A 15,987-nucleotide genomic window follows, 5' to 3' on the forward strand; every position below is an offset into this window, starting at 1 on the left:
AGCGGGCAATAATCGCTCTTTTTTTGAGTGAGAAATCCTTAAGATGTTAAATAGCCAACAAATGGCAGCAGTACATTATATCGATGGACCTTTATTAGTTCTTGCTGGAGCTGGAAGCGGTAAAACACGAGTCATAACGCAAAAAATAGGCTATTTAATTAATACCTGCGGCTATGCCGCAAATACAGTGTGTGCAGTAACTTTTACCAACAAAGCAGCCAATGAAATGCGTGCTCGCGTTGCCGCTGTTCTGCCAGCAGCAAACCGCCGCGGTTTAAAAGTAGCAACCTTCCATACTTTAGGTTTAAGCATGATTAAGCGCGATCTTGCTTTATGTAATCTGAAAAAAGGATTTTCTATTTTCGACAGTGAAGACTGTTTACAAATCTTACGGGGTTTTTTACCTACCAATAAAGCAACTGAACGCGAATTTATTCTCCAAATCCAACAACGAATTTCGCGTTGGAAAAATGATTGCCTAACACCGGAGCAAGTCGTTACACTTGCATCTGATGCGCCGTATCATGAAGAGGCGGCCCTGCTGTATCCGCGTTATCAACAAGCACTAAAAGCATACAATGCCGTCGATTTTGATGATTTAATCCGTCTTCCCGTCAGTCTCTTAAACGAACATCCTTCCGTATCTGAATATTGGCAAAACAAAATACGTCACTTATTGGTTGATGAATACCAAGACTCAAACACCAGCCAATATCTTTTGGTAAAAAAATTAACCGGAATCCAAGCCCGTTTTACTGTAGTAGGCGATGACGACCAATCCATATACGCTTGGCGGGGTGCCAAACCGGAAAATTTGCAACAGTTACAGCAAGACTACCCGCAATTGAAAATAATTAAGTTAGAACAAAATTACCGTTCAACCAACATTATTTTGCATACCGCCAATCATCTTATTGCCAACAATCAGCATTTGTTTGAAAAAAAATTATGGAGCGAGTTTGGTCATGGTGAGCTATTACGTGTTATCCGTTGTAAAGATGAAAACGATGAAGCAGAACAAGTAGTAACTGATTTAATTAGTCATAAGCTACGCGCAAGAACAGAGTATGGCGATTACGCCATTTTATACCGCGGTAATCATCAATCACGCATATTTGAAAAAGTGCTACGCCATTATGGTATTCCTTATAACATCAGCGGCGGTCAGTCGTGGTTTGCTAAAGCAGAAGTCAAAGATGCGTTCGCTTACTTGAAATTACTGTGTAATGAGGCAGATGATGCCGCTTTTTTAAGAGTGATTAACACCCCCAAACGCGGCATAGGAGAATCCAGTCTTGATGCTTTAGGGCATTATGCACAAGGCCGGGGAGTTAGCCTTTACACGGCAGCAGACCACCTTGCACTAAGTGAGTATATTGCCGAAAAACCTCGTGCGGCCCTGCTTACTTTTAAATCGTGGATAGAGGAAATCAAAAAGCAATTGACTAACGGATCGACGCTGGAACTTTTAAAGCAACTGATCGAAGACAGTGGTTATGAAGCCTATATTTACGAACAATGTGATACTCCCGCAAAAGCACAGAAAAAGATGGAGAATGTCTGGGAATTGTTGGAATGGGTAGGACGGTTATTAACTAAAAATCCAGAACAAACTTTGGCCGAAGTCATCAACAAATTAATTTTGATCGACATTCTGGAGCAGGCCGATGAGCAGGATAATGAAACCTTACAACTTATGACCTTACATGCATCAAAAGGGCTAGAGTTTCCTTATGTTTATTTAGTTGGAATGGAAGAAGAGTTATTACCACATCGAGTAAGCATCGATGAGGATCATATTGAAGAAGAAAGACGTTTGGCCTATGTCGGGATTACACGAGCACAAAAAGGATTATGTTTTACCCTAGCCAAACAAAGACGCCGAGCGGGTGAGTTGCAAGATTGTTTGCCAAGCAGATTTTTAGAGGAGCTGCCCTCCGAACATTTAGAATGGTTTGGTAAAAACGTCGAACGCACTGAAGAGCAATCCAAAAGTTTGGCCAAATCCCATTTGGCAGGATTAAAGAATTTGCTAAGTGAATCGTAATTTGCGCTTTAATTGTAGTTGTAGCCTGCGGCGCAGCGAAACCCGGGCTACGATCTTATAATTAATCCTATATGCAGATTTTATCTCCATTGATATACTGAACCCATGAAAAAAAATATCATTCTGTTCATTGTTTCTTTTGCCATGTTTATGGAGGCAGTGGATACTACGATTATCAATACAGCAATTCCCGTGATGGCGCAGAGTTTAGATGTCAATCCAGTGGATTTGAAATTAGCGTTGATTAGCTATCTTTTGAGTTTAGCAATTTTTATTCCCATTAGTGGTTGGATCGCCGATAAATTTGGCATGAAAATTGTTTTTATTACAGCCATCTCGGTGTTTACTTTGAGTTCTATTTGGTGCGGGTTTACAAATAACCTATCGGAGTTAATTTGCGCTCGTATTGTTCAGGGCTTAGGTGGCTCATTAACTATGCCCATTGGTCGACTCATTATTTTACGAACGTGTGAGCGACATGAATTAATCGCCAAAATGAGTATTGTGGTCATGGTTGCCTCATTAGGGATGATGCTTGGACCTTTATTAGGAGGAATTATTACCTATCATTTTTCCTGGCGTTGGATTTTTTGGGTTAATATTCCCGTAGGCATACTTGCGGTAGGCTTATCAAGTAAATTGTTACCGTACATGCCTCCACGCCCAGTTCCTCCACTGGATAAAGTGGGCTTTATTCTTTTTGGTACTGGCTTGGCCACCCTAACCTTCGGTTTATCGATGGTTAGCGAATCGAATGTAACGACAGCGCAAATCGGTACTGTACTCCTTATCGCGCTCCTTTTATTGGGCGGCTATACCAAACACGCCTATAAAAGAAAGCACCCTATAGTTAAGGTAGAGCTCTTACATACGCGTACATTTTTTATTTCAGTTGCGGGCAATTTATTATCCCGTCTCAGTTTTGGAGGCGTTCCTTTTTTATTGCCACTACTATTACAAATTGCTTTGGGCTATACACCTAGTCTATCTGGCCTATTGCTCACCCCCATCGCTTTAGGTGTTTTCTTAGTAAAACCTTTATCTTTATATATACTGCGCTGGTTTGGTTATAAAAATTTATTAATTTTAAATACGATCTTAGTCAGCATTTCTCTTTGGTCCTTTTTCACCATCAACCAGCATTCGTCTGTATACGGCATTGCCTTTTTGACTTTTGTTTATGGGTTCTTAATCGCATTACAATATACTGGTATGAATTCACTCGCCTATGCAAACATTACAGAAAACGATATGAGTGCGGCCACCAGCATCATGAGCACAACCCAACAATTAGCTCAAAGTTTTGGTGTTGCCGTTTCAGCAATCTTACTGAATTTTTTCATTTATAAATATTCTGTGAATCATGTTTTATCCATCCAAATATTCCATGATACGTTTCTCATGCTTGGAATCCTGACTTTTTTTTCAGGGATCATTTTTACTTTTCTCAAAAAAGAAGATGGGCTTGAGCTCATTGAAACTCCCGAAAAGCCCTCCTTATAAAGTTTTTAGCGCCATTCTGCCTGCTTTTAAATGAAAACGGCTAAAAGATCGTAAAGTATTAGAATTTTTAATCAAAATGCTCTATGATGGCGAAGCATTATTTGTTGTTTTTGCATTAAATGTAAAAAAAATTAAAAATATTTAATAAAAAACAGCACAATTAATATAAATAATGCTACAATGTCCTGGTAACAATTTAGGAAATTAACATGTCAGATAAAATTCGTGGTACAGTAAAGTGGTTTAATGAGTCCAAAGGTTTCGGTTTTTTAGAAAGTGGCGGTAAAGATTATTTTGTACATTTCAGTGCAATTCTTGGCACAGGGTTTAAAACTCTTGCTGAAGGTGCAACAGTAATGTTCAAGCCAAGCAACGGACAAAAAGGTCCTCAAGCTGAAGAAGTTGAAGTAGTCTAAATCATTTCTTAAACCCCCTATTTGCTTAAATATGACAATATTTTTGTGGATAGGGGGTTTTTCTTTGTAAAAATTCCCAATACAATATTTTCTCGATTAAGCGCATTGCGTCTGACCGATATTGCTGACCATCTGGTTTGTGCAGGATACTATTCTGAATGACTGGAAGGTTATAGCAATTATACAATAGACCTATTCATAACCTCGGATTTTGCTTGGGGTCTAATCACGAACGCCATTCTGAAATACACAAGGAGTTGTAGCATGAGTAAAAAAATTGCAGTCATCGTTGGAAGTTTGCGCAAAGAGTCCTACAATAGAAAAATGGCAAAAGTACTTATTTCTCTTGCACCTAAATCTCTCGATCTACACATTATCGAAATTGGTGATTTGCCACTATATAACCAGGATCTCGATGACGAAAACCGACCTCCAGCTGCCTGGATTCAATTTCGCGAGCAAATGAAAACATATCAAGGAGTTTTATTTGTCACTCCAGAATACAATCGTTCTGTTCCCGGTGTACTTAAAAATGCAATCGACGTAGGTTCTCGACCTTATGGCAAAAGTATTTGGAGCAAACTGCCAGGCGCCGTCATGAGTGTTTCCCCTGGAGCTATTGGGGGTTTTGGAGCAAACCACCATTTAAGACAATCATTTGTCTTCTTAGACATACCAACCTTGCAGCAACCAGAAACATACATTGGTATGGCGGGAGATTTATTTGACGCGCAAGGGAATATTGCCAAAGAAGACACCCGAAAGTTCCTAGAAAAATTTATAGCGACTTATGCCGATTGGGTTGAGCTTAATACGAAAGGCTAGTGCAAAAAATAAAATATCCTAGGTCAAAGTACACCCGAAGAAATAGGCTGGGCTGTTAAGCCCAGCGTAACAACACAACTTCCAAAGTTTTTTTCAAAAAATAAGATTCAAAAATTGCTGGTCTTAACTGCCCAGCCTGCTCTCTACGCGAACGCAGAATTTATGGCAATAATACTTTAACCCTGCCAACGCGCAACAATACCTACATCGAGATCAAAAAGATCAAGTATTCTTCCTACGCTGTAATTGATAATATCGTCAATTGTTTCTGGTTTGGTATAGAACGCAGGCATTGCAGGACAAATGATTGCACCTTGTTGTGTCAGTGAGACCATGTTTTGCAAATGCCCTAAATGCAATGGTGATTCGCGAGGCATAAGTACTAACTTTCTACGCTCTTTTAGGGTCACATCGGCTGCACGACCAATTAGATTATCACTGGTTCCATGAGCAATCTCCGCCAAAGTTTTCATCGAGCATGGGGCAACAATCATTCCCAATGTTTGAAAAGAGCCACTAGCAATACTAGCCCCCACATCGTTCCATGAATGATAGACATCCGCTAATGCTTTCAATTCAGTAAGAGATAAATTGGTTTCGTACTTACGTGTCAATTGTGCTGACTTACTGACAATCAAGTGCGTTTCAATAGCAGTGGGTCGTAGTAGTTCTAAAAGACGTACTCCATAAATCATACCTGATGCACCAGTAATTCCGATAATTATTCGCGCAGCGCTCATAAGTGTTTCCTCGTGATTGAAGCGATTAGGTTTTCAGGCATAAAAACAAAAAATCCGGCAGATTTGCTACCTTTAGCTTGTATAGTAGGTTTCAACTGTTATTTCTAAGATAAATTATTTCACATAAATAGAATCTTCACAAAGCAAAATAAGTGGAAAATATAGACATAAAAAGGTAAATTGCACAAATTACTACAAACAGCAAGAAATAAGAGAGCCAGATTATGCAAATTACAGCGGCCGCAGAAGACACCATAGTAAGTTCTTTCCCCATTGCGATCATCACCAGTATTTTTAATCGTCAGGTCACCAAAGCGCTGCAAGAAGGAGCAATATCACAACTTCTGAAGCGTGGCTTTAACGAACATGACATTAAGTCATTTGAAGTACCCGGAGCCGTAGAAATACCGTTAATCACAAAACGTATCGCTATGCAAAAAAAGGTACAATCAATTATCACCCTAGGTGCAGTAATTCGTGGTGAAACCAGTCATTATGATCTAGTTTGCAATATGGTAAGCCAAGGATGTTTACAGGTCTCATTGGAATATAATATTCCTGTTATTTTTGGTGTACTTACTACAGATAACGAAGAACAAGCATGGGATAGATTAGGTGGAAAAGGTGGACATAAGGGAGTCGATGTGGCCAATGCGGCCATCGCAATGCACCAAACGTTAAGTCAATTGTAAAACAGGCATAATCCATGACGAATCACTATGAGCAGTTTGAGCAGCGTAAGCAAGATCACATCAAATTGGCTTTAATGCCTGACAATCAAACTGCAGAGCTCAGCACGTTCGATAGCATCCATTTGGTACATGATGCCCTCCCCGATTTAAATTTTGATGAAATAAGCATCAAAAGTTCCCGGCTTGGCCAAGAAGTAGAAAAGCCCTTTCTTATCAGCTCCATGACCGCAGGCCATCGGCGTGCAAAGCACATTAATCACAACCTGATTGAGGCATGTGCGTTGAACGGTTGGGCAATGGGTGTTGGCTCACAAAGACGTGAACTCACTGATCCCAAAGCTGCTTTTGAATGGCAACATTTACGCCGTGACTTTCCTGAAGTCAGTTTGTACAGTAATTTAGGGATAGCGCAATTAATCACTAATCCCTTGAGCGATATCCAACGCTTAACTGATGCATTACAAGCTAATGCATTAATTATCCACTGTAATCCCTTACAAGAATGCATGCAGCCCGAAGGGACAACACACTATAAAGGCTGCTGGCAGGCTTTGGCTGATGTGGTTAAAAATCTTCCTTTACCTATTATCATTAAAGAAACCGGCTGTGGTTTTTCACGTGAAACAATGATGCGTCTCAATGAGATTGGTATTGCAGCGATTGATGTGGGAGGCTTAGGTGGCACCCATTGGGGACGCATTGAAGGGCATAGAGCAACTCATGATCCAATTCGACAACAAGCAGCCATTACTTTTCAGAATTGGGGAATTGATACCGCAACATCAGTACGCCATGCAGCGGAACTCAAACCATCTTTTGAAATTTGGGGCTCAGGCGGTGTGCTTAACGGCTTAAATGCAGCAAAACTTTTTGCTTTAGGAGCATCAACCGTAGGTTATGCAAAACCGATGCTCGAAGCAGCTTTAGAGTCATCAGCACAAGTCAGTTTATGCATGCAAACGATAGAATATGAATTGAAGGTAGCGATGTTTTGTACCGGAAGTCGAGTATTGGCCGATTTAAAGAAAAAATTGCAGCGCTAAATTGATACATCTTCACCCTAAATCTTTGAACCATCATAGCCTGGTTGCTTGCAACCAGGATCAAACGGTGAATAATCCCCCCGGTGCCAGCAACCTAGCTACACATGCTTAAGTTAAGGCCATTGCATGAACATCTTGTTCATTCACACTCACTGTTTTTAACCAGTTGCTCTGCATAAATTTTTTTACTTAAACGCTGATTTAACAGCTCAACTAGCTTTTTCGTCTGCGCCGACATTTCAAAGTGCTGCATAAAATAAGCGTGCCCAGATAGGCCCATTTCGTTTCGCTGCTCTTCTGACATATGGTATATTTTCTCAATACAATGCATGAGTCCAGATGCATCTTCAGCAGCACAAGTAAAACCTGCGCCAGCGTCATTGATAACCTCCGCACCTTCGCCGTTTAACGCAGCAATAATTGGACGACTGGCAGCCAAATAAGCTTGTATCTTACTTGGAATTGTATATGAAAATATTTCTTCATTGGTTAAACTAGCAATTAATGCTGCTGCACGCTTAAAAATCAACGGCATAACCTCCATAGGGTACCGTCCCGCTAATACTGCGTGCGTTATTCCCTCTTCTTTAATGCGTCGCTCAATATGCTCGGATTGGCTGCCGCTTCCGACCAGAACTAGTCTAAAATTTTCTAAATGGCTTAAGCTTTTAGCCGCATCTAGTAATGTATCTAAAGCTTGTGCCGTACCTAAGTTGCCGGCAAAAACAAAACAAGAATAGTTTTCTAACAAGGTTAACAGCTCTTGCGGAAGAGGTGTTGTGGTTAAAGGCTCATTCGCATTCAGAGGAAAAGAATTCGGGTAGTAGATTATTTTGTTTTTCTTTGCCAGACGACTCACCTTAGGTATAAAACTTTTAGATTGAACCAATAATGTATCTGAGCAAAAGTAAATCCCACGAACGATCCATTCTACCGTTTTCAAAAGTAAACTATTCGTCAAATACCCAGTGGCCTTTAAACTTTCTGGCCACAAATCTTGTACCCAAAGAGCTAGATGTGCTTTAGTTTTCCATTTTAAAAAGATTGCGGGAATTGCTGAGGTTATTGGTGATGGACCATAAAATAAAATCACATCCAAAGGTTTGCCTTTGACTGCTTTGGGAAAAAACTTAATCCCGTTATAAGCAAATGAAAAATAATTCAAAAACAAACTCTTCGCACCTTTCATTCCGCGAGGGCGTAATGGAGCGCGAAACACCTCAACTCCAGGTATATATTCTTCTGTCATACAAGAGTGTTGGGTATACCCGGAAAAAATTGTTCCAGAAGGATAATTGGGTTTTCCTGTCAGGACAAATACAGAATGACCTTGCTCGGTCAACTCTTTAACAAGATCATTAATAATGAATGATTCTGGCCAAAAATATTGGCTAACCAAGGCAATGTTCATGTGCTACCTGATTTATTGGGAATAAGTTATAAATTTCGCTCCAAGTTTTAATTGCTGTCTTTGGGAAATCAAATAATAAACTTTGTTGAGCAACCATTGTCGAATAATCATGAACAAGTTGTTCATTGGATAATAAAGAAATCATTTTTTCATACAAATCATCAGCAGAGTATGGTGAGAAATAAATAACGGACTCTCCGCCGAATTCAGGCATGGGCATTACATTTGAGGATAGAACTGGACGTCCTGCACTCATTGCCTCCAAAAGAATATTAGGGCAATTTTCACAAGAAGAGGCAAAAATATTAATATAGGCAAATCGATAAACGGCTGGAAGCTCCTCATAAGGTACAGAGCCAAGTATGTGTACTTGCTCGCTCAACGATTTTTCTTTAATAAGCTCCAAAACTCGAGGATACTCAATAGCATCAACGCCGCCCACCAACACCAACGAATATTGTTTGCGGTAGTCTTCGGGCAATTTTGCATAGGCGTTTACCACCTCATATTGATGCTTATAAAAATCAAACTTTGATACATAAAGGATATAATTATTTTCTGGTAAAAATTTAGGTCTTGATAATCCTTCTGTAGACTGACGAAAATGTGCTGGAATTCCATGAGGTATAGTTACCGCTTTTTTTAATACAGTTTGTTTCTCAATGACGGTGCGCGCATAATTTGAAATAAAAATGACAAGATCAGCTGCAGTCATGGACTTTAGCATGACACGAGCTAACATCCAATTTCTGAGGCGTTGCAGGCCATAGGGAATTTTTTTGTACACTCCCTCGTCAAAAGGAATCATGTTTCTGAACATGGTAATTGTTTTACACTGTTTGGGGGCTCGCGTACCGACAACGCCTCCAGGACAAAAGAATACATCAATGTTCAACTTTTTTAGAGTCAAAGGTAACACAAACTTTTCCCAAACCGCGCGCAATAATGGATTTTGGGTTGGCCAACGTGTTGTTAAGCGTGTAATTGCAGTACTCGCAGGCAACACCAAGGAGTCTGGAACATAAAGATAAATTTTTAAATCAGGATGAGACGGTAAATTATCCAATAAATTTTTTAAATAGGTTTGTCCACCACCAAGACGCGCAGAATATGCATTAATTAATATGTTCATTATGTTCCGTCTGATGAAATTGTAATAATATCAAAATTGTCCATAAACAACTTTGTGCCTGCCATTTACCGGCTTTATGCTTTTCCCAAATATTAGCAATATACTGACTATCTAAACCAAGATAATCCATCGTTGCTTTATCAGCCAAAAGAGATTCAGCCCAAGGTCGCAGCTCATTACGTAACCAGGAAGCCATAGGGACGCCAAATCCTTTCTTTGGGCGATCTAAAATTTTACGCGGAACATAACGGTACGCTAATTGCCGCAAAAGATATTTATTAACATTTTTTCTAATTTTCCATTTTAATGGCAGTTTAGCCGCCCATTCCAAAATAGTATGATCTAACAATGGTTCTCTAGCTTCAAGTGAAAAAGCCATACTCGCCACATCGACTTTCTGTAAATAATCATCAGGCAATGTATAAGCCATATCCAAACGCATCGATTTTTCTACAATCCCTACATCCTCATGCATAGATTGGGCTTTTGCCTCCAATAACGATGAAAAAGACTTCGTTTCTGCGCGAAATTGCGGCTGCATAATTCCTGAAAAATCTTTTATCACACTGCGAATAAATGCAAATGAGTCCACATCACCATTTGATTTTAATGCACGGGCAAACAATTTTGCTTTATTTGCAGGGATCAGAGCAAATCCCGCAGCTAATGCCTTTCGTATCGATTGTGGCCAACGTTGTATTCGGCTCAAGATTTTTATTATGCGATAATAATGATATCCACCAAATGCTTCATCACCACCATCCCCAGAAAGACTTACAGTGACATCGTTGCGCGCTAATTGCGACACAGCCATAACTGGAAAAGCCGAGTAATCAAAAAAAGGTTCGTCAAATTCCTGCAAATATTTAGGCATCAATGCTAATAAATCATTAGGCGTTAATCTTTTACAGACATGCTCAGTGCCAAGATGGTTTGCAACCAATTCAGCATCATTGCTCTCATCAAAGTGCTCATCATCAAACCCAATAGTAAATGTCTTGACTGGGCTGTTCGCATTTTTTTTCATGTAGGCAACAACTAAAGAACTATCAATCCCACCAGATAAAAAAGCACCGACAGGGACATTACTGACCATCCGTAACTGGACCGATTTATTAATCAGCGCATCCAGTTCATCAAGAAGTTCCGACTCATGCTTATCATCTGTTGTTAATTCGGTTGGAATATTATTCAAACTCCAATAACAAAATGTTTCCGCACCAAATTCATCAACCCACATATAATGAGCTGGTTCTAATTTTTTAATTGCCGCGTAATAGCTATGAGGGGCAGGCAAGTAACCAGACTCTAAATAATATCGTAATCCTTGACGATCAATCTCTTTACTTAAGTTGGGTACCAATTGAAATATTGCTCGTGGTCTTGAAGCAAAAATAAATAATTGCTCTGAGGCATGAAAATAAAGCGGTTTAACCCCCATACGATCACGTGCCACAAATAACTTTTTATCTACTTTATCCCAGATAGCGAATGCAAACATCCCATGAAATTTTTGCAAACAATCAACACCAAATTTAATGAAGGCTGCTAAAATGACTTCGGTATCAGAATCAGTCTTCCACTCATATTCCGTGCCAATTTCATTTTTTATGTCTAAGAAATTATAAACTTCGCCGTTGAACACAATGACATAACGTGAGCATGCCGAAACCATTGGCTGGCCTGCTAATAAAGACAAATCAATAATTGCCAAGCGAACGTGACCTAAATCAGCGTGTCCATCTTGCCAAATTTCTTTTGCATCGGGTCCTCGAGACTCAATTAAGTTTAATGCTTTTAGCGCATTTTCTTTTCGAGTTACAGTCTCACCTAAAAAATCGTTCCAAGAAAGTGCCCCTATTAAACCACACATATATTCCTCATATAATTTCTGCCAGCAATATTCACGATGGTCAGAAAAAAATAATTTCCATAAAAAACGAATTCCAACATAGCCTTTAATTTTAAAGGCTTAGGAACTAAATTGCTTCAGCCTCTTAGTAGGAAATTTCACCATCATATATAGCGCACATATAAAACTAAGTATCAGAAACAGAAGCGTAGCAGAAATAAATGACTTGTAATAAGCAAAAGTTTGATACCACGCCCCACGTAACCACACGCATAATAGGGCAGAAAGAGCAAAAAAACGATACAAACTTGCACCATTTTTTGCATAGGTATAAACACAGGAAATAGCTAAAGAAATACACAAGGGAACAAGAGCCGCCCCCCACATCCCGAAATTTAAATACGCTTCGGCAAGCTCAAAAAAACCACCACCCGATGATAGACCGTAATCCTGAAATATATAAGCTAAATCCTGAGGTCTTTCTGGATATAGAAACGAGGGCAATGTTCTCCATATATAATCAACAAATCCAGATCCATACAAAAATGAAATCAACCCGTTTTCGATGAGATACACTGTATTTGCAAAAGTAGTGGTGATAGGCCCCAAAGTGCCTGAATAGACCACATGGTCCATTATTGCAGCATTTCCGAGTCCCATATTGATCACATCAGAAACTCCTGTTTCCCCACTCAGATATAAATGCAATCCAGTTCTGACCAAACCCCATAATTCGAGAAATAAATACAGGGGTATCATATAAATAAAATAGATGGCTCTCCAGCCAATTTTTTTATGATGAAACATGAGATAAATGATAAAAATAGAAAAACTGGTACCAATACACTCTTGTCTAAGCCCACGTATAAATTGACACCAAATTAATAAATAGAAAGCAGCCATTGCAAATAATGCTAAATATTTCCTCTCGCCTAATACAAGAGCACAATAAAACATAATTGACAGCGCAACACCCCCTGTCGCCGCTGCAGTCCCCAACAATGGTGTGCCCGAAGTACTCTCACCGTAAGCTATATTAAAAATGGTTCCTCCTGAACTTACGGCAATCATATGACCAAAATAAAGTACAGCAACTCCACTTGCATAAAAAAAGAACCGATAATAATCCAGATTGAGATTAGCAACTGGCCGTTTTGCAAAATGAAACAGCTTTTGCCCTATTAACCACCCAATAAAAGCAGATGGTAATGCGATTAAGGTTAAGCCATACATCAATGTTGTGATTTCAAGACTTTGCGTTTTAAATTCAAAAACAGAAAAAAAATATTCGGGGTCAATGAGTTTAATTGTAACGGGATAAACACCCACTAAAAACAACAAACTCAGTCGCGAAAAAAAAATAATATTGTAACTGGCTCTTGCAATTAGAATGGCTGAAAGCGCAGAAGTAATAACTAACAGTTCAATGAGTGAGTCATTATCAAAAGTAAAATTACATAATAAAATTCCACAGTAATATAAACAAATAAGAACAAAAAAAATAATTACCGTTCCTATTGGCGAGCTTTTTTTGTCATCATTTATCAACATTGTTTAAAATACCATATCATTTATTAGTCAGCGATTAACAAACATTAGCCGCCAACAATATATCATCCAAAGCCTAAAACCTCAATCAATCATGGGGAAAACACCTGAGCAATAATGGAAAATAAGTACTTAGAATAGTTGGGTATTACAAGCAAATTCATAATGAAAATTCTAAAGAAATTAACATGGTGATGTTATATTTATAACCAAAAAATTTATAAATAGTTTATAATCCCTAAGCGCAAAATATTACGTGTAATAGATGTGCAGATAAATTAATGCAATCGAAATTATTACGGCCTAGGTTTTTTATTTTGATCAATTTTCAACAATTAGCAAACAGTTTAAGGAATAGAAATATGCACCGACTATTTATTATATTCGGTTCTACTGTAATTCAAAAAATCGCCGTTTTTATTATGATGATCATTGCCGCCCGAATTATGAATATTGATGAATTCGGTTCTTTTGCATTTATCTATGCGACCAGCGTGACTTTAACCAGCTTTTTAGGTGAGGGGCTCGCCACAACGGCTAATCGCTATGTGTCCATTAAAGAGCAGGAAGATAATCTTAAAATATGTAAACTGACTGGGGAATTAATAAAATGCTCGTTTGCAGTTTCTTGTCTTCTTTTATTTATTTTTATGTTCTGTTCCTTTGTCAGCGTTTGGTTGAGCAAAGATAACTCTGTTTTAATCCTATTAAAATGGGCAAGCTTAATCCCCTTTTTTACATTACAAAATACCGTACTTAATGCAATACTTAATTGTTTTGAAAAAAACATAGCTGCAGCTTTGATTGGTGGAATAGGCTCTATCTTAAGCGTTGTTTTAGGATTATTTTTTGCTAAGTCCTATGGCGTAGTAGGAATGTGCGTTGGCTTAACTATAGGGTTATTTTTTGCAACCCTGTCCTATTACATTACAATTCACAAGGATATTGTCACATTAAATGTAAAATTTATAGATATATCCAAGGTTTATCATATTATTAAAACATTTACGGTCCCTACTTGGGGCGCAATGGCCCTGGGTGGTCCCGTGCATTGGGTTTGTTTGACTGTATTAGCCACCTCAGGAAGTGAAGGAGTACGTAATCTTGCTGTTTTTACTGCGTTTTTTCAGTGGCATGTCATTTTAAACTTCATTCCTTCATCTGTTGCAAATTTTACAATACCCTTTTTAGTGAAAGAAAAAGGTCGAAACGATCGCGCTTTTGTGCATGCAATTATGAAAATTTTTGCTGCTAATGCAGTAACAGGATTATCCATCTTGCTTATGGTATTGCTATTAAAGGAGCAGATATTGCTTATTTATGACGCTGATTTTGCACAATATGGCAATGTTTTATTATTGATAAGTTTATGCGGTTATGTTGCATCATTTGCTCTGGTAATGAGTCAAGTTTTATGGTCTTCAGGTAAAGCATGGTTGAATTTTTCTGCAGCCTTTTTTTATGCTGTAACTTATATCGTCGCCACGTTTGTATTAGTTAAATTCTTTGCACTCGGTGCAATTGGTTTAGGGTTTTCAATACTTATCTCGAGCTTTCTGCAACTTATTTTTCAGATTAGATTATTTATCAATTCTTCAGAATTGAAATTGAATGGTTCTCGTTTAATGATTGTTGATAATCGAGATGGGTAATGAAAAAACTTACTTTTTTACATTGTACAAGTCGTCGATCCGAAGCATCAAACAATCACTTAGCCATCATTTGATTCATTCGGATCAAGCTCACACTTTATCAAGTGAAGATTAAAGTCCTAACTCATTTCTAACGTAATCCACCTGAAATAGTAAATCTTTTATTGCAGGAATTGAGAGACGATCCGTATTATGGGAGGTGTAATCATCATATAGCGTGATTTTAGTCTCACCCTCAACAAAGTATTTTTTGTAATTTAAATCACGATTATCAGCTGGTATTCGATAATACCGTTTCATTTCCTCAGCTTTAGCCATTTCCTCGCGGGAAATTAAAGATTCATATAACTTTTCGCCGTGGCGAGTGCCGATGACCTTAATTTCACTTGAGCCATTTAGCAACTCCTGAAGCGCTTGTGCTAAATCGGCAATAGTTGATGCAGGCGCTTTTTGAATAAAAATATCTCCCTGATTACCATGTTCAAATGCGTGCAACACTAAATCAACTGAATCCTCTAATGTCATCAAAAAGCGAGTCATCGATGGATCAGTAATTGTTATTTGCTCACCTTTTTTTATTTGATCAATAAATAGGGGGATCACTGAGCCTCGTGAAGCCATCACATTGCCATAGCGAGTGATACATAGCGTTGGACCAGATTTGGGTATTACTCGCGATTTAGCAATAACAATTTTCTCCGCAAGTGCTTTTGACATCCCCATGGCATTTACCGGGTAAACCGCCTTATCAGTACTTAGCACAACCACTTTTTGCACTTGGTTGGCGATTGCGGCATTCAAAATATTCTCTGTACCTAAAATATTAGTTTTTACCGCTTCCAATGGGTAAAACTCACACGAAGGAACTTGTTTTAAAGCAGCCGCATGAAAAATACAATCAACGCCTATAGTTGCTTGAAACGCACTATTATAATCACGCACATCACCAATATAGAATTTAACCTTGTCATCATTTAATGCGAGACGCAAATCTTCTTGCTTCTTTTCATCTCGACTAAAAATTCGAATTTCTTTAACTGCCGTTTTCAAAAATCGTTTGAGAACTGTTTCACCGAAGGAGCCTGTACCTCCAGTTATTAGTAATGTTTTCCCATCAAACATAATA

At 38.6% G+C, this 15,987-nt stretch carries 13 protein-coding genes; 7 read left to right on the top strand and 6 right to left on the bottom strand.

All coding sequences use genetic code 11. The features are described from left to right. Positions 1–43: 43 nt before the first annotated feature. The 4 genes from BGO44_RS14220 (at position 44) to BGO44_RS14235 (ending at position 4,791) form a co-directional block, all read left to right on the top strand. The gene (locus tag BGO44_RS14220) at positions 44–2,047 is read left to right on the top strand and encodes a UvrD-helicase domain-containing protein (RefSeq protein ID WP_058511591.1); all 2,004 of its coding nucleotides are present in this window, start codon (positions 44–46) and stop codon (positions 2,045–2,047) included. 105 nt (positions 2,048–2,152) lie between these two features. Next, on the top strand, positions 2,153–3,550 hold the full coding sequence (locus BGO44_RS14225) for a DHA2 family efflux MFS transporter permease subunit (protein WP_273198782.1): 1,398 nt from the start codon (positions 2,153–2,155) through the stop codon (positions 3,548–3,550). Between the two features lie 209 nt (positions 3,551–3,759). Then, positions 3,760–3,966 (top strand): cold-shock protein, encoded by a 207-nt coding sequence (locus BGO44_RS14230; RefSeq protein WP_010652353.1) that lies wholly within the window; start codon positions 3,760–3,762, stop codon positions 3,964–3,966. 264 nt (positions 3,967–4,230) lie between these two features. Then, complete coding sequence (locus BGO44_RS14235) at positions 4,231–4,791, top strand: NADPH-dependent FMN reductase (protein WP_058511589.1); 561 nt, start codon at positions 4,231–4,233, stop codon at positions 4,789–4,791. Between the two features lie 176 nt (positions 4,792–4,967). On the opposite strand, the gene BGO44_RS14240 is transcribed toward BGO44_RS14235, so the two are convergent. After that, a complete protein-coding gene (locus BGO44_RS14240; protein WP_058511588.1) occupies positions 4,968–5,531 on the bottom strand; it encodes a UbiX family flavin prenyltransferase in 564 nt (187 codons plus the stop codon). Positions 5,532–5,755: 224 nt separating this feature from the next. Between BGO44_RS14240 and ribH the strand changes: the two genes are divergently transcribed. Beyond that, complete coding sequence (gene ribH / locus BGO44_RS14245) at positions 5,756–6,223, top strand: 6,7-dimethyl-8-ribityllumazine synthase (RefSeq protein ID WP_273198780.1); 468 nt, start codon at positions 5,756–5,758, stop codon at positions 6,221–6,223. A gap of 14 nt (positions 6,224–6,237) precedes the next feature. After that, positions 6,238–7,266, top strand: a complete 1,029-nt coding sequence (gene fni / locus BGO44_RS14250) for a type 2 isopentenyl-diphosphate Delta-isomerase (protein WP_273198779.1) — start codon at positions 6,238–6,240, stop codon at positions 7,264–7,266. 139 nt (positions 7,267–7,405) lie between these two features. On the opposite strand, the gene BGO44_RS14255 is transcribed toward fni, so the two are convergent. From BGO44_RS14255 to BGO44_RS14270, 4 genes are all read right to left on the bottom strand, one after another. Further along, the gene (locus BGO44_RS14255) at positions 7,406–8,677 is read right to left on the bottom strand and encodes a glycosyltransferase family 4 protein (protein ID WP_058511585.1); all 1,272 of its coding nucleotides are present in this window, start codon (positions 8,675–8,677) and stop codon (positions 7,406–7,408) included. Further along, entirely contained in the window at positions 8,658–9,809 is a 1,152-nt protein-coding gene (locus BGO44_RS14260; RefSeq protein ID WP_273198778.1) for a glycosyltransferase family 4 protein, read from the bottom strand. The genes BGO44_RS14255 and BGO44_RS14260 overlap by 20 nt, the downstream gene beginning before the upstream one ends. After that, entirely contained in the window at positions 9,793–11,682 is a 1,890-nt protein-coding gene (asnB, locus tag BGO44_RS14265) for an asparagine synthase (glutamine-hydrolyzing) (protein ID WP_058511583.1), read from the bottom strand. The genes BGO44_RS14260 and asnB overlap by 17 nt, the downstream gene beginning before the upstream one ends. A 99-nt stretch (positions 11,683–11,781) precedes the next feature. Further along, the gene (locus BGO44_RS14270) at positions 11,782–13,212 is read right to left on the bottom strand and encodes an O-antigen polysaccharide polymerase Wzy (protein WP_273198777.1); all 1,431 of its coding nucleotides are present in this window, start codon (positions 13,210–13,212) and stop codon (positions 11,782–11,784) included. A 359-nt stretch (positions 13,213–13,571) separates the two neighbouring features. Here BGO44_RS14270 and BGO44_RS14275 point away from each other — a divergent pair, with 359 nt between their 5' ends. Then, positions 13,572–14,861, top strand: coding sequence for an oligosaccharide flippase family protein (locus tag BGO44_RS14275; protein ID WP_273198775.1), 1,290 nt, complete (start codon positions 13,572–13,574; stop codon positions 14,859–14,861). Between the two features lie 111 nt (positions 14,862–14,972). Here BGO44_RS14275 and BGO44_RS14280 read toward each other — a convergent pair whose 3' ends face one another. Then, complete coding sequence (locus BGO44_RS14280) at positions 14,973–15,983, bottom strand: polysaccharide biosynthesis protein (RefSeq protein ID WP_058511580.1); 1,011 nt, start codon at positions 15,981–15,983, stop codon at positions 14,973–14,975. Between the last annotated feature and the right edge of the window lie 4 nt (positions 15,984–15,987).

The sequence above is a fragment of the Legionella sp. 39-23 genome, assembly GCF_001897665.1.
Taxonomy (GTDB): domain Bacteria; phylum Pseudomonadota; class Gammaproteobacteria; order Legionellales; family Legionellaceae; genus Legionella; species Legionella steelei.

What these genes read in the sequence shown, in the direction of transcription:
- BGO44_RS14255 (WP_058511585.1), bottom strand. Translation starts at nt 8,677, where the DNA reads ATGAACATTGCCTTGGTTAGCCAATATTTTTGGCCAGAATCATTCATT.
- BGO44_RS14260 (WP_273198778.1), bottom strand. Translation starts at nt 9,809, where the DNA reads ATGAACATATTAATTAATGCATATTCTGCGCGTCTTGGTGGTGGACAA.
- BGO44_RS14225 (WP_273198782.1), top strand. Translation starts at nt 2,153, where the DNA reads ATGAAAAAAAATATCATTCTGTTCATTGTTTCTTTTGCCATGTTTATG.
- asnB (WP_058511583.1), bottom strand. Translation starts at nt 11,682, where the DNA reads ATGTGTGGTTTAATAGGGGCACTTTCTTGGAACGATTTTTTAGGTGAG.
- BGO44_RS14240 (WP_058511588.1), bottom strand. Translation starts at nt 5,531, where the DNA reads ATGAGCGCTGCGCGAATAATTATCGGAATTACTGGTGCATCAGGTATG.
- BGO44_RS14270 (WP_273198777.1), bottom strand. Translation starts at nt 13,212, where the DNA reads ATGTTGATAAATGATGACAAAAAAAGCTCGCCAATAGGAACGGTAATT.
- fni (WP_273198779.1), top strand. Translation starts at nt 6,238, where the DNA reads ATGACGAATCACTATGAGCAGTTTGAGCAGCGTAAGCAAGATCACATC.
- BGO44_RS14275 (WP_273198775.1), top strand. Translation starts at nt 13,572, where the DNA reads ATGCACCGACTATTTATTATATTCGGTTCTACTGTAATTCAAAAAATC.
- BGO44_RS14280 (WP_058511580.1), bottom strand. Translation starts at nt 15,983, where the DNA reads ATGTTTGATGGGAAAACATTACTAATAACTGGAGGTACAGGCTCCTTC.
- BGO44_RS14230 (WP_010652353.1), top strand. Translation starts at nt 3,760, where the DNA reads ATGTCAGATAAAATTCGTGGTACAGTAAAGTGGTTTAATGAGTCCAAA.
- BGO44_RS14235 (WP_058511589.1), top strand. Translation starts at nt 4,231, where the DNA reads ATGAGTAAAAAAATTGCAGTCATCGTTGGAAGTTTGCGCAAAGAGTCC.
- ribH (WP_273198780.1), top strand. Translation starts at nt 5,756, where the DNA reads ATGCAAATTACAGCGGCCGCAGAAGACACCATAGTAAGTTCTTTCCCC.
- BGO44_RS14220 (WP_058511591.1), top strand. Translation starts at nt 44, where the DNA reads ATGTTAAATAGCCAACAAATGGCAGCAGTACATTATATCGATGGACCT.